The organism is Nostoc sp. FACHB-110 (genome assembly GCF_014697425.1).
Taxonomy (GTDB): domain Bacteria; phylum Cyanobacteriota; class Cyanobacteriia; order Cyanobacteriales; family Nostocaceae; genus Nostoc_B.
In genome coordinates this window covers 16,992-35,623 of record NZ_JACJRU010000060.1, presented here as the reverse complement: position 1 = coordinate 35,623, position 18,632 = coordinate 16,992, and the positions used below count along the sequence as shown (strand labels likewise).

Annotated in this window: 18 protein-coding genes and 1 pseudogene; 8 read left to right on the top strand and 11 right to left on the bottom strand. The window is 40.8% G+C overall.

Going from position 1 to position 18,632, the window contains the following annotated elements; genetic code table 11:
• Window positions 1-168: 168 nt before the first annotated feature.
• Both H6G69_RS31370 and H6G69_RS31365 read left to right on the top strand, forming a co-directional pair.
• Entirely contained in the window at window positions 169-390 is a 222-nt protein-coding gene (locus H6G69_RS31370) for a hypothetical protein (protein WP_190693286.1), read from the top strand.
• Window positions 387-812: a type II toxin-antitoxin system VapC family toxin gene (locus tag H6G69_RS31365; RefSeq protein ID WP_190693284.1), complete on the top strand. Its 426-nt coding sequence runs from the start codon at window positions 387-389 to the stop codon at window positions 810-812. The genes H6G69_RS31370 and H6G69_RS31365 overlap by 4 nt, the downstream gene beginning before the upstream one ends.
• Window positions 813-832: 20 nt before the next feature.
• Here the strand turns inward: H6G69_RS31365 and H6G69_RS31360 are convergent, their stop codons facing one another.
• From H6G69_RS31360 to clpS, 8 genes and pseudogenes are all read right to left on the bottom strand, one after another.
• Window positions 833-1,084 carry a prevent-host-death protein gene (locus H6G69_RS31360; RefSeq protein WP_190693282.1) on the bottom strand — a complete coding sequence of 84 codons (252 nt, stop codon included), beginning with the start codon at window positions 1,082-1,084 and terminating at the stop codon, window positions 833-835.
• A gap of 113 nt (window positions 1,085-1,197) precedes the next feature.
• The gene (locus H6G69_RS31355) at window positions 1,198-1,791 is read right to left on the bottom strand and encodes a Uma2 family endonuclease (protein ID WP_190693281.1); all 594 of its coding nucleotides are present in this window, start codon (window positions 1,789-1,791) and stop codon (window positions 1,198-1,200) included.
• An 80-nt stretch (window positions 1,792-1,871) separates the two neighbouring features.
• Window positions 1,872-1,991 (bottom strand): annotated as a pseudogene (locus tag H6G69_RS34905) (type II toxin-antitoxin system RelE/ParE family toxin); the annotation flags it as partial.
• A 24-nt stretch (window positions 1,992-2,015) separates the two neighbouring features.
• Window positions 2,016-2,162: a type II toxin-antitoxin system RelE/ParE family toxin gene (locus tag H6G69_RS33610; protein ID WP_199336359.1), complete on the bottom strand. Its 147-nt coding sequence runs from the start codon at window positions 2,160-2,162 to the stop codon at window positions 2,016-2,018.
• Window positions 2,162-2,392, bottom strand: coding sequence for an addiction module protein (locus H6G69_RS31345; RefSeq protein WP_190693279.1), 231 nt, complete (start codon window positions 2,390-2,392; stop codon window positions 2,162-2,164). The genes H6G69_RS33610 and H6G69_RS31345 overlap by 1 nt, the downstream gene beginning before the upstream one ends.
• Window positions 2,393-2,677: 285 nt before the next feature.
• Entirely contained in the window at window positions 2,678-4,750 is a 2,073-nt protein-coding gene (locus tag H6G69_RS31340) for a serine/threonine-protein kinase (RefSeq protein ID WP_190693277.1), read from the bottom strand.
• A gap of 97 nt (window positions 4,751-4,847) precedes the next feature.
• Complete coding sequence (locus H6G69_RS31335) at window positions 4,848-5,678, bottom strand: CPBP family intramembrane glutamic endopeptidase (protein WP_190693275.1); 831 nt, start codon at window positions 5,676-5,678, stop codon at window positions 4,848-4,850.
• Window positions 5,679-5,873: 195 nt separating this feature from the next.
• Entirely contained in the window at window positions 5,874-6,155 is a 282-nt protein-coding gene (clpS, locus tag H6G69_RS31330) for an ATP-dependent Clp protease adapter ClpS (RefSeq protein WP_190693273.1), read from the bottom strand.
• A 204-nt stretch (window positions 6,156-6,359) separates the two neighbouring features.
• Here clpS and H6G69_RS31325 point away from each other — a divergent pair, with 204 nt between their 5' ends.
• Window positions 6,360-6,710, top strand: coding sequence for a hypothetical protein (locus H6G69_RS31325; protein WP_190693271.1), 351 nt, complete (start codon window positions 6,360-6,362; stop codon window positions 6,708-6,710).
• A 381-nt stretch (window positions 6,711-7,091) separates the two neighbouring features.
• Here the strand turns inward: H6G69_RS31325 and H6G69_RS31320 are convergent, their stop codons facing one another.
• Together H6G69_RS31320 and H6G69_RS31315 are read right to left on the bottom strand one after the other, a co-directional pair.
• On the bottom strand, window positions 7,092-8,261 hold the full coding sequence (locus H6G69_RS31320) for a pyridoxal phosphate-dependent aminotransferase (protein WP_190693269.1): 1,170 nt from the start codon (window positions 8,259-8,261) through the stop codon (window positions 7,092-7,094).
• A gap of 138 nt (window positions 8,262-8,399) precedes the next feature.
• Window positions 8,400-8,603, bottom strand: coding sequence for a hypothetical protein (locus H6G69_RS31315; RefSeq protein ID WP_190693268.1), 204 nt, complete (start codon window positions 8,601-8,603; stop codon window positions 8,400-8,402).
• Between the two features lie 458 nt (window positions 8,604-9,061).
• Between H6G69_RS31315 and H6G69_RS31310 the strand changes: the two genes are divergently transcribed.
• The 4 genes from H6G69_RS31310 to H6G69_RS31295 all read left to right on the top strand — a co-directional run bounded on the left by H6G69_RS31310 (window position 9,062) and on the right by H6G69_RS31295 (window position 15,458).
• On the top strand, window positions 9,062-9,391 hold the full coding sequence (locus H6G69_RS31310; protein WP_190693266.1) for an STAS domain-containing protein: 330 nt from the start codon (window positions 9,062-9,064) through the stop codon (window positions 9,389-9,391).
• A 147-nt stretch (window positions 9,392-9,538) separates the two neighbouring features.
• Entirely contained in the window at window positions 9,539-12,169 is a 2,631-nt protein-coding gene (locus H6G69_RS31305) for a TIGR03960 family B12-binding radical SAM protein (protein ID WP_190693264.1), read from the top strand.
• 563 nt (window positions 12,170-12,732) lie between these two features.
• Entirely contained in the window at window positions 12,733-14,790 is a 2,058-nt protein-coding gene (locus tag H6G69_RS31300; protein ID WP_190693259.1) for an Rne/Rng family ribonuclease, read from the top strand.
• Between the two features lie 8 nt (window positions 14,791-14,798).
• On the top strand, window positions 14,799-15,458 hold the full coding sequence (locus tag H6G69_RS31295; RefSeq protein WP_190693257.1) for a ribonuclease HII: 660 nt from the start codon (window positions 14,799-14,801) through the stop codon (window positions 15,456-15,458).
• Between the two features lie 507 nt (window positions 15,459-15,965).
• Here H6G69_RS31295 and H6G69_RS31290 read toward each other — a convergent pair.
• Window positions 15,966-16,553 (bottom strand): DUF1997 domain-containing protein, encoded by a 588-nt coding sequence (locus H6G69_RS31290; RefSeq protein WP_190693255.1) that lies wholly within the window; start codon window positions 16,551-16,553, stop codon window positions 15,966-15,968.
• Between the two features lie 334 nt (window positions 16,554-16,887).
• Between H6G69_RS31290 and H6G69_RS31285 the strand changes: the two genes are divergently transcribed.
• On the top strand, window positions 16,888-18,567 hold the full coding sequence (locus tag H6G69_RS31285) for a phospholipid carrier-dependent glycosyltransferase (RefSeq protein ID WP_190693253.1): 1,680 nt from the start codon (window positions 16,888-16,890) through the stop codon (window positions 18,565-18,567).
• Window positions 18,568-18,632: the final 65 nt, after the last annotated feature.

Genomic DNA, 18,632 nt, shown 5'->3' with positions numbered 1-18,632 from the left:
TCTCATTTAAAGTGGATGTTTGAGTGGTTTATCCGAAACACTACCTTTGATTTTCTATCTCTCCAGATGTACGGAGTTCTTTCAGAAATCAAATACTAGTCCTATATTCCCAATCAGTAATGTTATAATTAGCAGTAAATAAATCTGGTTTTTAATAGGAATATTAAAATGAGCAATTTACCCATAAAGACCTTATTAAAAGAAATTGATAATTTAAGCAGAGAAGAAAAGATACAATTAATCCATTATTTGAATAGACAAATAGAAAAGAAAGACCCCAAAACAGAATCAGAAAATTTAGTTGAATTATTTCAAAGCTCTCCTCTAGTTGGTGTGGATATAGATTTAGAACGTCAAAGAGACCTTGACAAACGCCAACTAGAATTATGAATTATATTTTAGATACAAATATTATTTCTGAATTGATATCTACCCAGCCTAATCAAAAGGTAATCGGGTGGCTGAAAGGTGTAGATGCAAAACAAACTTTTCTAAGTGTGATCACCATTGGTGAAATTAGAAAGGGAATTGAAAAACTACCTGAATCATTGCGAAAAAAGAATATTCAAGATTGGTTTGAGAATGAATTACTTGTGCAGTTCGAGGAGAGAATTTTACCCTTAGACTTATCTGTAATATTGTTATGGGGTGAGTTGGTAGGAGAGTTAGAGAAAAAGGGGCGAAAGTTACCTCCTTTAGATTCTCTGATTGCTGCTACAACAAAATATTACAACTATACTTTGGTTACTCGTAATAAAAAAGATTTTGATGGGATAGAGATTGTGGTTTTTAATCCTTTTGAAGAAACATAAAATTAAAACATTGTCAATTGCTAATCGCTAGAGCGTGTAGGAGTCTCTAAAATGTAATTTTCTTCAGCACAGAGTTGACATAATTCTGCAAAAGCATTGGCGAGGGAGGAGATTTTTTGTTGCTGATGCCAAGCAAGGAACTCTTGAAAAAGTTTTGGTTCTACAATTGCAGCAACTAATTTGTCCTGCTTGAAGATTAATTGAGGTTCTGATGCAATAGCATCAATCACCTCTGGCAGTTTTTGTTGTGCTTCGTCAAGTTTCCAGTTCATTTGTTTTAAATATTGGACTGCTGATTATAACTTAACGTAACTTTAGACATCGCTTGGCATAGATGCAGATATTCTTGATTAAGTTTATGTTGTGATTATTCAATCCTGAATTACTATTCCTTAGCGATTATCTGACTATATTCAGTCACAGCATCATATTGGTCAGCCATTAGCGCACATTTTGCTAATATATCCAAATTTAAATCAGGCAATAAAGTACTTTTAGAGACTTTTATATAGCTGTCACCTTGCAAACAATAAACTGATAATAAACCATCTTCCCAAAACCAAACTTCAGGTACTCGCAAACGCTGATAAATTTCTAGCTTATTAATTCCGCCACTCGTAACAGTTATTTCCAAAATTAAATCGGGAATAGATTTTTTTGTGCCTAAATTATAAGACTCATCTGGTTCCCGTCGCGTTTTGTCTTCCTGTTTACCTATAGTTGCACTTCCCCGACCATAAAAGCGGATATTCTTTGCCCGCATATATACTTCTAGCAACATCGCCAGAGTTTTTTTGTTATCTTCATGGTCTTCAGAAAGTGGGGACATAATTTCGATAATCCCATCTAAATAAGTTAGTCGTGCGCTTGTCCCTGCAAGGGCGACATCAAGCTGTTCTAACTGTTCCCAACTGACATTGTACAGAAGAACGTAGGAAGTCTCAGAAGTCGAAGGTTTTTCCAGGACAGGAGAAGACATAAGTTAAACCATAGAGTGGCTTGTTTCTATCATAAAACTGAGATGAGATAGATCCAGATAATCTTGATTAAGCTATCTATTCAGATTCTATTAGTCCAGTAATTTGGCTGACGCTGAAGGTGCATGATAGCAAGTATTAAAATTTGCTGCTCTCTGATGGCATAAATTATCCCATAGGGAAAACTGGCTATGCGGCAGCGTCTTGTATTTTTTGATAATTGAGTCTATGCTTGTGGGAACTGTTCAATACGAGTGATAGCGCGTTCAACTTCGGTAACAAATGCGTCTCCCATATCGCGGCTGATATTGTCATAGTAAGCAACAGCATCATCTAATTCCTGTTTGGCATCAGGATGAAAATTATAAGCCATTACTTACTCCTAGAACGTAGCTCTCGCAATACTTGTTCACCAGGAATTAAATTAACTTCGCCTTGTTCAACAGCTTGAAATCTTTGCTCTGCTTCTCCTGCCCAAATAGCATCTATTTCTGCTTGATTTTCAGCATCCAGACTTTTAAATAAATGTTCAGCCAGCATTGCTCTTAACCCTGGAGGTAAGGACAATGCAGTATTGAAAATGTCGTCATAAGTATTAACCATAGTTTTTTCGAGATTTAAGAGCAAGTATCTTGATTTTACTTTAAGTTAATTTTTCTCGATTACGAATTGGTATGCAGAAAAATTGCGTAGACGCGTAGCAGCTTGTCATTTGATATCGCTTGGCATAGATCGAGATAATCTTGATTAATCGCTTGCTAGTACTTCTCCATCGCTCAAAGAGTCGAGAAAGAGAATAATCAGGATTAATCATGCTGTGTTGTTGGTAAATTTTACTTATTTTTTGTGTTTTCAGCTAAATACTCAAAACAGCGATCGCAGCACTCACTACTTTAGCCGCCAAATTTTGATGGTTTTGTCAAGACTACTACTGACAAGGGTTTTGCCATCTGGGCTAAAGGCGACGGGACGAACCGAGGCAGAATGCCCAGTAAGGGTGCGGATGTGTTCTCCGGTTGCGAGATTCCAGAGTTTAACGGTGTTGTCATCGCTACCACTAGCAAGGGTTTTGCCATCTGGACTGATGGCGACGGACAAAACCACATTAGAATGCCCTGTAAGGGTGCGGATTAGCTTGCCTGTTCCTAGATTCCAGAGTTTTATGGTGTTGTCAGAACTACCACTGGCAAGGGTTTTGCTATCTGCGCTGATGGCAACGGAATTAACATAGTTAGAATGCCCTATAAGGGTGCGGATTAGCTCTCCCGTTGACAGATTCCACAGTTTTATGGTCTTGTCCCAACTAGCACTGGCAAGGGTTTTGCTATCTGCGCTGATGGCAACGGACAAAACCACATTAGAATGCCCTTTAAGGGTGCGGATTTGGTTTCCTGTTTCCAAATTCCACAGCATGATCATCTGGTCAGAATTAGCACTGGCAAGGGTTTTGCTATCTAGGCTGAAGGCGACGGAAAAAACCCCGACAGAATGCACTGTAAGGGTGCGGATTAGCTCTCCCGTTGACAGATTCCACAGTTTGATGGTGTTGTCATAACTACCAATGGCAAGGGTTTTGCCGTCTGGGCTGATGGCGAGGGAATTAACATAGTTAGAATGCTCTGTGTTCGCGTAGCGTTCCAAAGGAAGGGTGCGGATTAGCTCTCCTGTTGCGAGATTCCACAGTTTGATGGTGTTGTCATCACTACCACTGGCAAGGGTTTTACCATTTGGGCTGATGGCGACCGAATAAACCCCGCCATAATGCCCTATGAGGGTTCTTTGTAATAAAACTCCGCTTGGTATGCTGGCAATTATAGATATCGGATTAGTTGGAAACAAGCTATAACGAACATAGCCATAGATTTGAGTTCCAACTATTGTAATAGCAACACCCACCAGGAATCTTGTTCTCCAATTAGTATTTTGTCTAGATGCCTTTTGTAGCGATACTTTTGGCTTTACTGGTGCTGGTGATATTCCCGGTTGAGGCTGATGAGGCAATGTAGCAGGGAATGATGATGGTGGTTGAGTTACAACTACTGCCTCAGTTGGCTGTACTGGTGAAAATGATGGTAAAGGTGAACTAAAATCCTGTAAAACTTCCTCAGCAGATTGGTAACGTTGCTGATAATCTTTTTGCAGTAACTTATCAAGAATCTTCTGCAATTCGCTGCTTTGTGGTTGTTGCAAATGCTCCCGCCAAGAAGAAACCCAGCCATAACCTTGTTGTTCCCACATAATCCAAGGGTGAATTCCACTCAGTAAGTGAAAGCAAGTTGCACCAACACTATATAAATCACTCGCTGGATAAGCTTTACCATCCTGCATTTGTTCTAATGGCGCATAACCAGGGGAACCAATTATTGTTCCTGGGTTAGTGATAACTGTCATGGTGAGTTGCTTGGAAATCCCAAAATCTATCAAGACTAACTTGTTGTCAGTGCTGCGACGAATGATATTTTCTGGTTTGATATCGCGGTGAATAACTTTGTGCTGATGAACTGTTTTTAGGATATTTAATAAATCAAGCAAAACTTCCCAGATTTTTTCTTCCTTGAAAGTTCCCTGTTGTTTTAATTCAGCTAATAAATTCTGCCCGTTGATAAACTGCTGCACTAAATACAGATTATTTTCTTCTTCAAAGTACGCCAACAGCGTCGGAATCTGCGGATGTTCTCCTAGTTGTTGCAGTCGCCTTGCTTCTTGCTCAAATAGTTCTGTAGCTTTGTTGATTGCCGCAGTTCCCTGTACTCGCGGCGCAAATTGCTTGATTACACAATATTCATTCAGCTTGTCTAAATCTTCTGCTAAATAGGTTTTACCGAATCCCCCTTTTCCTAGTAATTGAATTGGGCGATAGCGATTTCTCAGCACTACCAAAGGAAATCGGCAGTTAGAGCAATAGGTTGTGGATTCAGAATGGGGTGGGTTGTGGCAAGCTGGATTTAGGCAGCAAGTCATGACTGTGCTTTTATGGGCGATTGTAGTGATTATCGCTTAAATACAACCTGCCCTGAGTAGATACCGCAAAACAATATAATTTTTAAGGTTTATCTTATCAAAGGTGCGATCGCTTCCCTCTCCTGCTCATCCATACCGCCAAAATACTCATCAAAAATAACCCCATCAACCCCATCAAAGGATTTTGATATACTCCCGTAACCCAATCAGGTACTACACCTGTATATTTAATTAATCCACCAACATTAATAATGTAGAAACCGCCAACTAAACCACCATGCAAACCAATGGGTAAACCTAAACGCCCTCTACGCCAACGCTTCGTCCATACCTGCGTTAATCCCAAAACTACTAAAGCCGGGAACTGCGGCAAAGTTTGAATAATTGCCTCCAATGGCTTAATAAAATGCAACGTAGCAAAGACAACAGCATCCGTCCATAATGCTACACGTTGGTTGTAGTCGCGTTCTAATTCATCCAGTAACCAGCCGCGAAATAATAGCTCCTCAGCAAACCCCACAGCCAAGCCGACAATTACACCTTCTATAACTATTTTTAATAAGAAAACTTGCGGTTGTTGCCATACCAGCCAACCTAAAAGACTTTCTATGCCAAAAAGTAGCCAAATATTAGTAAAACCTATAGCCAAACCCCGCAGCAAATCTGTTCTGTTGTGTGGTGTAGTATCTAAACCATAATGCTGCAATATCTGAGGTTGTTGGTAGACATATTTACCCCATAGCTTCAACAAAATAATAAATTCTACATATAGTAAAACCATTGTCAAAATACTTACTAAGTTAGCATCACGCACTAGTAAGTAAATTGGTGCAGCAAAAGGCAACCATAGCAGCAACAGCATTAAAATAAAACAACCCAGCCGAATAGGGGCAGGGCGTTGAGCTAAACAGACGAGGTTGTTTTTCATACTAAATATTTAAAATACCAAGCGATTAAAAATCGCAGCTATACAAACAAAGTCCGCATACGCGGACTAAGAATAAATCTAGAGTTTTTAACCCACGCAGGCTGTCACTGAGCGACTGGTGAGCGCAGTCGAACCATGTCGAAGTGTGGGTTTTGTCTGTGTAGCCGCGACTTCCAGTCGCCAAGGCTACTCAAACTATTCATCCGGTTCAATACTGCTGGATAAACCGTGAGTTTTCAATGTTTCACAGTAAAATTCAGCGTGTTCTAGGGCGCAGGTAATGACTAAAGCTAACCCATTTGTATGTGCTTCCATCATAATGCTCACAGCTTGGGGCTGAGTAAGACTCGGTATTGTTGTTAATAATACCTGCACCACGTACTCCATCGAGTTGTAGTCGTCGTTATGGAGCAAAACGCGATACCGAGGGGCGAGCTTGCGGGATGTGGAACTCTTCTCAATGGTTTCGACTGACACGGTTCTTTGCTCTTGTTTCGATGATTTACTACAACGGAATGCCTATTGGCGATCGCTTAACAGCTTAACAGTTATTTACTTATTTTATAACATTAAATTCTAAACTCTCTTACCCAAAGGTAAGTTCTCAAAACTAGCCCTTCCTGCCAATTACAATGAGAAAAGCTGCAAAATTAACTTTGCCACTGCCCTACCTACATGATTATGGATGCACACCCAGAATTTCAACCAGGACAAATTGTGTCTTTAGAGCATGGTGACAATAATTTGTACGCGGAAGTGATTGAAGTTGTCGTATCTCGTCAGTTGTGTTGGGTGCGTCCTTTACTGCTAGCTAACCATACTCAAGAACCACCACTAATTACTGACTTGCGAGACGCATCTGATTTGCTTTGGCCTATTCAATTATTTCACCCTGCTTTAGATACGGAAGTAATTACCTTGTTGAGTCAGGTTTTAGTTAAAGAACCAAAAGGAGAACCAGACGTAATTGCTAAACAGCAACTCCACCAATTTATTCAGCAGATGTGGCAAGCTAGAAAGACTGAATTATGAAGTATGCAATTTGATACTTTGGTGTTGCATCTCAAACCTAACCCCCAACCCCCCTTGTAGGGAAGGGGAGCAAGACTTAAAGCCTCTCTCCGCTCTGGGGCTACGGTGTACACACAAATATTCGTGTAGTGCATCTGTCCTGCCTCGGAATGAATTCCGAGTCTCATAGCGCAAGTCATCTGAAGATGACTCAACTAAAAATGTATTCCAGTCTACTTAAGTGGACTTTGGCTATGAGCCTGGAACTTTAGTTCAAGGCGGGATAGGGTTTCATACTACAAATTTTTGACTTGTGTGTACATGGTAGCCGCTTCGGTAAGAGGTTTGAAGAGGGGTTTTAAAATAAGTCGCACACCACTTTAATTCACACTTCATACTTCTTTAGTAACGAATACCAGCGTCCTTCATTCGCTCAATGGCTTCTTGCATTCTTTCTTCAGGGATAGTTAAAGCAATGCGGAAGAAGCCTTCACCAGATGCACCATAACCGCTACCAGGAGCTACCATAATGCCGCATTTGTCAAGCAGTAAATTTACAAATTCCGCAGAAGTATAGCCAGCAGGAACAGGAACCCATACATAAAGGGTAGCTTTTGGTGGTTGAATCGGCCATCCTAAAGATTGCAAACCTTTAACAATGGTGTCGCGGCGATTTTGATAAACAGACATCAAAGTTTGCAGTTCGGCTTCTGAAGTATTGTAAGCTGCGATCGCAGCTGTTTGAATTGCCTTAAACACTCCCGAATCAACGTTGGTTTTAACTTGTCTTAAACCCTGAATACCCAGGGCATTCCCCACAACAAAACCAACGCGCCAGCCTGTCATATTATAAGACTTCGACAAGCTGTGAAACTCAATGGCGATATCTTTAGCCCCTGGTACTTGCAACACACTCGTCGGTTTGTAGCCATCATAAGCCATCTCTGAGTAAGCATTGTCATGACACAGCAAAATGTTGTATTGCTTACAAAAATCTACCAATTCGGCAAAAAATTCTAGGGTGGCGACTCCCCCAGTGGGATTATTGGGGTAATTAATCCACAACAGCTTGGCTTTTTGGGCGATTTCTTCGGGAATTGCATTTAAATCTGGTAAAAACTGATTTTCTGCCTTCAGTGGCATTGTGAATGGTTCGCCATCAGCAAAAATTGTGGAAGTACGATACACCGGATACCCAGGATCAGGAATGAGTGTATAGTCTCCCGCCTCCACAAAAGCTAAAAAAGTATTATGGATTGCTTCTTTAGAACCGATAGATGCTACAAGCTCTGTATCTGGATTTAAATCCGTTACCCCAAACCGACGTTCCATCCATTTAGCAGCCGCTTGTCGAAATTCTTGTGTACCTTCGTAGGGCGGATAGTTATGGGTGGCACTATTATCAATTGCCGCGTGCATTACCTGGAGAATATGTGTCGGAGTCGGTTTATCGGGGTCGCCTATTGCCATATTAATGATATCAACTCCCTCGGCGACGAGTTTTTCTCGTTTGCGGTTAATTTCAGCAAAGAGGTAGGGAGGAATTTTTTCTAGGCGTTTAGCGAAGTGCATGGCGACTCAATATTAATGCAAACATTAATTCTGACTAGCACAGTTTACGCCACACTAGGTCACTAAACAGTAAATCTCACAGAAAATTTCCGAGGCTAGAGATTCGATAAGCCTGGCTTTATATCTTAATGACAAAAATTAATAACCCCAGCTAGGAACTAGCTTGATTCTGCCAGCATCCATTTCTGCCATTAATAATTCCAAAGCTTCGTAGTCTACATCCGAAATATAACCATTTTGAGTTAATTCGGAGTTGATTTCATTTTCTATCTCTGGAGTTAATTTTTTAATATCAAGAGCCTTTTCTACCAATTGGCGAATAGCGTACTTACTCGTACTCATATTTATTAACCCATTTTTAGGTAATACTAAATTATCGAGGATAGAGTTAAGTATAAATTGTGATCTAAACTATCAAAAATAGTGATTTAGATCACATTTATTTTGATAAATAATTTACACTTAAATCTATCTGATTTTTTCCAAATGAGCGCGCTGAATCTCAGATTTATCTAAGTCCAAATAGGCTTAAGTATTTATAAATTCACCTATTCCAGCAAAGTTACGGATTAGCAATTTTTTCTGTGGCTGTCTATGTTGATTGTTTTTGAACCGATGTTAAAAAAAAGTATATATAAATACATTTTAACCTGTATTTATGACAATCTTTAAAGATATACCCTTGAGGTATAAAGATTCAGCAAAGAGAGGTAAGACGTATGGTCGATGTTTGAAAAAAGAGATTATGTTCAAATAAATCTCAGGTTAAAGATTTAATAACTCTAATTTAGGATGTCAATATGCAAGCAGCCTTGGAATGCTCAAAAATTGAAGTTATTCGTTTACAAGGCAACATCAATGCCGCTAATGTATTGGAATGTGAACGAGATTTGACCACAGCATTAACACAAAATGACCTTTCCATTTTGGCTGTGGATTTAGCAGCGGTAGAATCTCTAGACAGCGCAGGCTTAATGGCTTTCGTATCTGCACTCAAGCTTGCTCAAAACTTAGGACGGAGTTTAAAATTATGCTCTGTTTCACCCGCAATCAGGATTATCTTTGAATTAACCCAACTTGATGGGGTATTTGAATTTGAAGATAATGCAGAATTGCTAACAGCAAATTAGCTCATCATATCACATAAATTATCTTTGTAACCAATTTGGAAAAATTGATGTTGTCAGTTACAAAGATCAACCAATGGGTAGACCAGATCAATGCTAAGGTTGGAGGTGATTATCTAAAAATCATAAAAGTAGCTAAAAGATAGCGCAGTGGCTGTTGCAGTTGAAAAATTAATTACATCGGATATTTTAAAACCCGCGCGTTACCTCGGTAACGAACGCCTAGCAGTACATAAGCCTTGGGAAACGGCAGTTATTAGGTGGGTATTAACCTACCCAGAAGTATATGAAGTTGGCTCGTCCAATTTGGGGCATATTATTCTCTATAACATTTTAAATGCCCAACCACGCCAACTATGCGATCGCGCTTACCTCCCCGGTACAGACTTAGCAGCAAAGTTAAGGGAAACAAACACGCCCTTGTTTGCTGTAGAGTCTAAGCGATCGCTACCAGAATTTGATATTTTAGGTTTTAGTCTCAGTTACGAATTGGGGGCAACCAACATCTTAGAAATGTTGGATTTAGCAGGAATTCCCCTCACATGGCAAGAACGAGCCACCGGGAATCATCCGCTAATTTTTGCTGGTGGACAAACAGCAACCTCAAACCCTGAACCCTACACCGACTTTTTTGACTTCTTCGCTTTAGGTGATGGTGAAGAACTCTTACCCGAAATCGGTATGGTGTTGGCAGAAGGCAAACAAGCCAAATTGAGTCGCCGCGATTTATTACTCGACTTGGCACAAATACCAGGGGTGTACGTTCCCCAGTTTTATGATCTGGCAAGTGATGGTTCAGTCCATCCCAACCGCCCCGATGTGCCAAAGCGGATTATCAGAAGAGTTGCCACACCCATACCCGCCTATTCTATTGGCTTAGTTCCCTACGTCGAAACAGTACACGATCGCCTGACAATAGAAATTCGTCGTGGTTGTACCCGTGGCTGTCGCTTTTGTCAACCAGGAATGCTTACCCGTCCAGCGCGAGATGTGGAACCAGAAAAAGTGGTAGATGCCATTGAACAGGGAATGCGGACGACTGGTTACAATGAATTTTCTTTACTATCTTTGAGTTGTTCCGATTATTTAGCCCTACCGGCGGTGGGGATGGAAATTAAAAATCGGTTAAAAAATGAAAACATTTCCCTGTCTTTACCAAGTCAGCGTGTAGATAGATTTGATGAGAACATTGCCAACATTCTCGGTGGTACACGCCAAGGTGGCTTAACCTTTGCACCAGAAGCCGGAACCCAAAGAATGCGGGATATTGTGAATAAAGGTTTGACCAATGAAGAATTATTAAGAGGTGTGAAAACAGCTTGGGAACAAGGCTGGGATAAAATCAAACTCTATTTTATGATTGGCTTGCCAGGTGAGACAGATGCAGATGTTTTAGGCATTGCTGAAACAGTCCGTTGGCTACAAAGAGAATGTCGGGGTAAAGGTAGAAGACCGCTCAACTTTAACCTGACAATTTCCAACTTTACACCCAAACCCCATACACCATTTCAATGGCACTCCGTCGCCACTGCGGAATTTGAACGCAAACAAAACTTACTGCGGCAAGAATTCCGCCGGATGCGGGGAGTGAAAGTCAACTTCACCGATGTCCGCATTTCGGCAATGGAAGACTTCATCGGTAGAGGAGATCGCACTTTGGGTCAAGTCCTCCGCCGCGCCTGGGAATTAGGTGCAGGTATGGATTCTTGGTATGACAGTTTAGATAAAGCCTTCACCGCTTGGGGTAATGCGATTAAAGAAGCAGGTCTAGACTGGAAATATCGCCAAGTCGAAAACGGCGAATGGAACTTTACAGAAAGTATGAAGGCTGAAGTCAGAAGTATGAATGAAGATTCATCCCTGAGCCTTCATTCTTCTGTAGATGCACCACTGCCTTGGGATCATATTGATACTGGCATTGATAAAAAATGGTTGAAAGAAGACTTGCAACGCGCTTTAGAAGCAGCAATTGTCCCGGATTGTTCTTTTGCAGGTTGTTCCCATTGCGGTGTCTGCGGCACAGACTTCGGCCACAATATTGTGATTGAGCCGCCGCCAATACCCCAATTTGCAGGTGAGTTTGTTCCCAACACTACCAAAGTCCAAAGATTGCGTGTCTGGTTTGGTAAGCAAGGTGACATGGCTTTGCTAGGTAATCTTGATTTGCTGCGTTTACTTGATCGAGTTGTGCGCCGTGCGAGTTTGCCTGTCGCTTACACAGGTGGATTTCACCCAAACCCCCGAATTATGATTGCCAGTGCTTTACCTTTAGGTGCTACGAGCAGTGGCGAAATTGTCGATTTTGAGTTAACTACACCAGTAGACACGGAAACTTTTCAGGCAAAGTTAGCCGAGGAACTGCCCAGCGATATACCAATATATCAAGTAGCAGAGATAGATTTAAAATCTCCATCAGCCAACCAAGCCTTAGCCGCAGCCGAATACTTGATTACGGTATTAGTACAAGGAGAAGCTACAGCAGCACAATGGCAAGAGTGGATTGATGCCATCTTAGCCAAGGCAGAAATTAACCTAGAGCAAACCAATAAATCGGGTAAAACTCAAATAGTAAATCTGCGCGATCGCTTGTTTGAATTTACATTAGTAGAAACACAACAAAGCGTAGCAGAATCTACTTGTGTTGTACGTTATCTCGGTAGTTGTCGCAATGACGGCGTTTCCTTGCGTCCTGAGCAAATCCTCTCTATGCTAGAAGCGGTTGCAGGTGTCGAATTTCAACTCCTGCAAATTCACCGCAATCAATTAGTTTTAGGAGTATAATCCTTCAAGGGTGACTTGCTAGTAGTCGCCCTGATGCCATACATCGTAGGAATTGATTTTTAGCAAGGTTGCGTTAGAATGGGATGAAGAGAAATTTTCTGGCGCTGCATTGAATTAACTGGTTCACTACCCTTATACTCAGGGAGCGAAAGCGAAGATATTAGAGAGCAAATTCTAGGATTTTATCCCAGATAAGCAACAAGCGGATTAAAAAACAACCTCTCTTTATAGCAACTTGAGTGAACTAGTAACTTAAAAGCAGGCTCCATCGGCTTCTCTAGCTCTATGCTTTTTACAATTGCTGAATGCCTAATCCCTTGATGGTGTAGGTATCGCATCAAAAATCAACCCACGGACGGTTGATTTATTTACTTAAACAATATGCAGCCGTTCTGGAATAAACAGGCGTGTCAACGCAATTACCTAGTCAATAGCTCTATCACTTTGAGCTTACATTCACAATTTTTATTATCAGCAACGCCTGTTGCAGCTGGTAGGGGCGAGGGGCATAACAAACCTCCAGAACTACATAGGCGCGCGCTGCCGATTTTTGAGGAAATTGAATGCCAAAACAAATTATTATCGCAGAGCAGCATCAAATTGCTGCCGTATTTTCTGAAGATCAAATACAAGAACTGGTTGTAGCCACAGGGCATCACCAAATCGGTGATATTTATTTAGGTGTAGTAGAAAATGTATTGCCTGGAATTGACGCGGCTTTTGTAAATATTGGTGATCCAGAACGTAATGGCTTTATTCATGTCACTGACTTAGGGCCATTAAGGATAAAGCGCACAGCAGCAGCGATTACAGAACTATTAACGCCTCAGCAAAAAGTTCTGGTGCAAGTAATGAAAGAGCCAACCGGTACGAAAGGGCCGCGGCTAACTGGTAACATTACTTTACCTGGACGCTATGTAGTACTCATGCCCTATGGTCGGGGCGTAAATTTATCCCGTCGGATTAAAAGTGAAAACGAGCGCAACCGCCTCCGGGCGTTAGCAATCTTAATCAAACCGGCGGGTATGGGTTTGCTAGTGCGTACAGAAGCAGAAGGCAAACCCGAAGAAGCCATCATGGAAGACTTGGAAGTGCTGCAAAAGCAATGGGAGGCGATTCAGCAAGAAGCACAATCGACTCGCGCGCCAGCACTATTGAATCGAGATGATGACTTTATTCAGCGTGTATTGCGGGATATGTATGGTGCGGATGTCAACCGAATTGTGGTAGATTCCAGCACTGGCTTGAAGCGGGTGAAACAGTACTTGCAAAACTGGAGTGGTGGACAAACACCCCAAGGATTGTTAATTGATCATCACCGCGATCGCTCACCCATATTAGAATACTTCCGGATCAATGCCGCGATTCGAGAAGCCCTCAAACCAAGAGTCGATTTACCTTCTGGTGGTTACATCATTATTGAACCGACAGAAGCCCTCACAGTAATAGATGTTAACTCTGGTTCCTTCACGCGATCGGCAACAGCCAGAGAAACAGTATTGTGGACAAACTGCGAAGCTGCGACAGAAATAGCTAGGCAATTGCGACTGCGGAATATTGCTGGGGTGATTGTTGTAGACTTCATTGATATGGAATCTCGGCGTGACCAACTGCACGTCCTGGAACATTTCAACAAAGCCCTAAAAGCAGATAAAGCCCGTCCCCAAATCGCCCAACTCACAGAACTCGGCTTAGTAGAACTGACTCGCAAGCGTCAAGGTCAAAATATTTACGAATTATTTGGTGGTACTTGTCCAACCTGCGGTGGCTTAGGTCACATTGTCCATCTTCCAGGTGAAACAGAAACCCGTTTACCCACACCAGCAGAAATTCCCGAACGTTTTGTACCCTTACCGCAAAGAGAACCTCGTTTACCAGTCGCGCGAATTTCTGAACCACGAGAAAGCTTTGATACTTTTGGCGACAATTTTGATAATGATGCCGACTTAAGTGCCTTAAATTTAATGAATCATCCTAGTTATCATGAACTAGGTGATAACAATAAACGTAATAGCCGCACCCGTCGTAAACGTATTGGCATCAATGGCGCAAATGGTAGAGATGAGCAAAGGCTTGCCCCAAATTCTCTCGGCTTTGAAAATGATACTGACCTAGAACTTGATACCGATGTTGACTTAGGCCCCACACCAGAAATTCCCACACCAAGCATAGGCAAATCCGGTTGGACGGAAAGAGTCGAACGCAATAAAGTGATCAAAACAGAACCAGTCAAGCCAGTGGTGGAACCACCAGAGATTAGAACTGTGGAGATGACTCTAGAGGAACAAGATGTTTTCGCCTTGATGGGAGTATCCCCCCTAGTGAAATTAGACCGAGAAGTCAAAAATCCCAAATCAGTAATCATTAATATTGTTCAGCCAGGACAAGGCGCAAATACACCATTAGAATCTTCTTTAGCTACAACTATTAATACACCAAGTAAGGAAGTCAATACCCCTGCACCAGTGGAGTTAGAGCCAACATCTTCACCGCCCGAAAAAGTGGACTTGGATGGATTTGCACCTAACACTGAAGACGCGGAAGCAAACCTTTCCGCGACAGGTAGCCGTCGCCGCCGTCGTCGTTCCTCGGCTGTCGATTCTACGTCTGAGGACGGTTAATATCTCCTATGGAGGTAGATTTACCAGCGACTGCTGTTGTACCAGCAGAACTCCCTTGGTTGGAGTTCACACCTAATTTAGTCGGCATCCCTGGATTGATTGCGGGTGTCGATGAAGTTGGGCGTGGTGCTTTATTTGGCCCTGTAGTTGCAGCAGCAGTCATTCTACCAGCTAGTGCTTTTCCAGAACTCATAGCTGCTGGAATTAACGATAGTAAAAAGCTGTCAAGTATTCGCAGAACCAAGCTAGCAACACAGATTTGCCAGTTAGCAACAGACTGGAAAATCGGTTTTGCGGCAACTGCGGAAATTGACCAAATTAATATCTTGCAAGCAACGCTGTTAGCGATGAAACGGGCTGTACTAAAACTCAAAGTACAGCCTGCGCTTTGCTTGGTTGACGGGAATCAATTAATTAAAGATTTGTCAGTACCTCAAGAAACTATAGTTAAAGGTGACGAGCGATCGCTTTCCATCGCAGCTGCTAGTATTGTGGCTAAAGTCTGGCGTGACGATTTAATACTGCGTTTAGCTGCAAAGTATCCCCAGTACGACTTAGCCAAGAATAAAGGATACGGTAGCCCAAAACATTTACAGGCGTTGCGACAATACGGTGCTTCGTCTTTGCATCGTAAGTCTTTTAGCCCTTGTCAAATTCAGCACTTATAGGGCTTACACATTTTTTGTCTCACGCAAAGGCGCAAAGACGCAAAGTTACAAAGAAACAGGAAGGCTAATTTGATATTTCACATTCTGATTCAGCAACATCCATAAACAATATTTGATCGCTCGTTAAAAACTTTGATTTATCATTATTAGACTTCTTGCACGAAGGTTATAAAACACGAATTTTCAACCTCACGCAGAGGCGCAAAGGCGTAAAGAGTTATGGAAAATTCACTTTTTTAATAGGTACAATCTGATTCATGCAAGAGGTCTATTGTGTTGGAAAAAGTGAATCTAACGTATCAGATGATTAGAAAGCTATGTCTCATCAACTAGCAGTAATTCTTGAAGATGAGGGTGCTTGTAGCTTGCCCTCAAATATGGATTTAAAAAATGAAGGACTTATTTTAGACTAATGAGCATGAAACTTCATAGCTAGTAGTGAGGCTAAATTATTTACTACTAGCTATGTATTTTTATAAAAACAGTTTATCTAATACGGAGTGAGCCTTATTCTAAATTGAAAATTGGCAAATCTCCACTATTATCTTTTAAGGCTTTATCTGCCATTTGCGATGTCACCCAATGGCGATAATCTGCCAGTAAGTGATGTAACAATCTTTGCTTAACTGTAACTAATACACTTTTGAGCAAACCATTGCCAGTAGCTTCTAAAATTGGCTTTGGGGTGAGAGAAAATGGTGGAGGTAGTTCTACTTTTACTTCTAAATCAGCTTTTCCTTCCAGACGAGTACCACTACTAGATTGATGGGGTGATAAATAACCTTTTAAATTCAGACTAAAACGTTGGTTAATATACTCAAAACCGAGGATTTCACAACTTAGCGATCGCAAATAAATTGTACCATTTGATTCAGCCCAAACTCTCATGTCTACCGTAGGCTGAATACTTAATGACATAAAAGATAGAGGACGCATTTTTAAGCGAAATACTTCTTCAGAAAGTTGCTGAATCCGACTATTATCAACTAAGGCATTTACTAAACGTTGAGGCTGACGTAAGTAATGCTGGATCGGAATAGGCTGATACGGTACAGCGATTTTTACCGATTGGGAAGCAGTAAACCTAGTAGACATGATTTGCAAAAAGCAATTGTTTTATACTTCTATATATTAATTATTTTATTATGCTTGTTCTTGGTTATTTGCTAAAACAATCGCAAAATAAATATTGCTTATATACAGATGAGATTTTTTGCTATTATTTTTTTGGTATAGATACTTTCAAAAAAATTAGTCCTTCTAAAATTATAAAACAAATTCGACAAATTTTAGCTTCATAAATTGATTGTAGATGCAGATATTGTCTATGAAAAAAATTATCTTGCGTATAAAGTATAAAGAATTACTTATATTATTTTATCGAGTAAGCCAAAAATTTCAAGTTATAAGAGGTTGACAAAATTCAGTCGTGAAAAATCGCCCTCACTTGTTGCTACTGCTATTATGGCTGGCTATTGGTACTATTTTACGCTTTTCGCGTCTGGCTGCTTTACCTCCTTGGACTGATGAGTGCGCGACTATAGTTTTTAGCCTGGGAAATACTTTCCATACAGTAACACTAAATGAAATTATTAGTTCCGATATATTATTACAGCCACTACAAGTGAATCTGGCTCATGGCATCAATGCAGTTACTCAAGAACTATTGGCAGAAAGTACTCATCCGCCAATCTATTTTGCTTTGGCTCATTTCTGGATGAAATTCTTTTCGCAACCAGGAGAAATCGCCTCGATTTGGGTGGCGCGATCGCTTAGTGCCGTGTTAGGTGTATTATCAATACCTGCCATGTTTGGCTTTGGTTATCTGACCTTTCGTTCCCAGTTAGTAGGGCAGATGGCAGCAGCCATGATGGCTGTTTCGCCATATTTTATTTTTTTGAGTAGGGAAGCCCGACATTACACTTTAGCAATTTTATTAGTGATTGCTTCTTTATGTTGCTGTGTTCAAGCTATTAAATTACTCCATCGTCAGCAATCTTTATCTATTCGCCTAGTATTAACTTGGGTCGTAATTAATAGTTTAGGCATCGCCACCCACTATTTTTTTAGCTTAACACTAACGACCGAAGCACTAGTATTATTGATACACATTTGGCGTAACCGTCAGCAAAACTTAAAACCAACACAGTTTTGGCGGATGGGAATAGTTGCAATAGGAACATTAATTGGATGTCTTGTTTGGATACCATTTGTGCAAAGTATTCCTAGCAGTGATCTCACCAACTGGGTTGCTATTAGTAACCCGCATAGCAGATGGCTAGAACCAATAGGGCGATTATTGCTATGGAATCTTAGTATGCTGTTACTTTTACCTTCTGCACTGACCAGCTTACCTTTAGGAGTTGTAATTGCTTCTGGAGTAGCCACACTAATATTTTTAATATGGAGCTTACCCAAGTTTTATTATGGACTAACAATGGAACAAGATACTATTGATAGTTATTTAGGCCGACAAATTATCTGTGAGTATCTTTTAACAGCTATTGGTTTATGTTTATTTTTTACTTACGCTTTAGGTAAAGATTTAACTCTAGCCGCTAGGTTTCAATTTATCTATGCACCAGCAGTGATTTTACTTTTAGGAGCCGCTTTAGCAGGATGTTGGCAGTATCTTGGCAGTGGAAAAATTCAAATTAGTATTATCTTACTGATAGCATTATTCGGAGGAATAACTGTAGATTGGAATCTTGGTTATCTACAAAATCAGCGTCCAGATATTTTAGCCTCACTGATTCATCAGGTTTCTCGGAATGACGTTTTAATTGCTACTAAACATATTCATCACGGACAAACTGGTAGAATGATGGGGTTAGCTTGGGAATTTCAAACACAACCAGACTTGAAGGTAAAGTTTTTTCTAGCAGGACAAGATGCTAACAGAGAAAGTTACACTTATTCTGTGCAAATATTACAGGAAACAATAGCGAAAATTAAGCACCCGCTGGATTTATGGTTGGTTGAATTTCGCACACCAATAGAGGTGAATTCTCAGCAATGTATTCTAGACAATCAATTTGGTAAAGCTGCGGGAGAATACAGTTTTAAACTTTACCATTGCGCTTCTAAAAACAGCATGATGGAAAATTAAGTAAATCAATGCTCTTTTTACTCAAGGTTGGGTTTTCCTAGGGTATATTCTATTAATCTCACATA

What these genes read in the sequence shown, in the direction of transcription:
- H6G69_RS31355 (WP_190693281.1), bottom strand. Translation starts at nt 1,791, where the DNA reads ATGTCTTCTCCTGTCCTGGAAAAACCTTCGACTTCTGAGACTTCCTAC.
- H6G69_RS31320 (WP_190693269.1), bottom strand. Translation starts at nt 8,261, where the DNA reads ATGCACTTCGCTAAACGCCTAGAAAAAATTCCTCCCTACCTCTTTGCT.
- H6G69_RS31315 (WP_190693268.1), bottom strand. Translation starts at nt 8,603, where the DNA reads ATGAGTACGAGTAAGTACGCTATTCGCCAATTGGTAGAAAAGGCTCTT.
- H6G69_RS31310 (WP_190693266.1), top strand. Translation starts at nt 9,062, where the DNA reads ATGCAAGCAGCCTTGGAATGCTCAAAAATTGAAGTTATTCGTTTACAA.
- H6G69_RS31360 (WP_190693282.1), bottom strand. Translation starts at nt 1,084, where the DNA reads ATGAACTGGAAACTTGACGAAGCACAACAAAAACTGCCAGAGGTGATT.
- H6G69_RS31365 (WP_190693284.1), top strand. Translation starts at nt 387, where the DNA reads ATGAATTATATTTTAGATACAAATATTATTTCTGAATTGATATCTACC.
- H6G69_RS31370 (WP_190693286.1), top strand. Translation starts at nt 169, where the DNA reads ATGAGCAATTTACCCATAAAGACCTTATTAAAAGAAATTGATAATTTA.
- H6G69_RS31290 (WP_190693255.1), bottom strand. Translation starts at nt 16,553, where the DNA reads ATGTCTACTAGGTTTACTGCTTCCCAATCGGTAAAAATCGCTGTACCG.
- H6G69_RS31335 (WP_190693275.1), bottom strand. Translation starts at nt 5,678, where the DNA reads ATGAAAAACAACCTCGTCTGTTTAGCTCAACGCCCTGCCCCTATTCGG.
- H6G69_RS31345 (WP_190693279.1), bottom strand. Translation starts at nt 2,392, where the DNA reads ATGGTTAATACTTATGACGACATTTTCAATACTGCATTGTCCTTACCT.
- H6G69_RS31325 (WP_190693271.1), top strand. Translation starts at nt 6,360, where the DNA reads ATGGATGCACACCCAGAATTTCAACCAGGACAAATTGTGTCTTTAGAG.
- H6G69_RS31300 (WP_190693259.1), top strand. Translation starts at nt 12,733, where the DNA reads ATGCCAAAACAAATTATTATCGCAGAGCAGCATCAAATTGCTGCCGTA.
- H6G69_RS31295 (WP_190693257.1), top strand. Translation starts at nt 14,799, where the DNA reads ATGGAGGTAGATTTACCAGCGACTGCTGTTGTACCAGCAGAACTCCCT.
- H6G69_RS33610 (WP_199336359.1), bottom strand. Translation starts at nt 2,162, where the DNA reads ATGGCTTATAATTTTCATCCTGATGCCAAACAGGAATTAGATGATGCT.
- H6G69_RS31340 (WP_190693277.1), bottom strand. Translation starts at nt 4,750, where the DNA reads ATGACTTGCTGCCTAAATCCAGCTTGCCACAACCCACCCCATTCTGAA.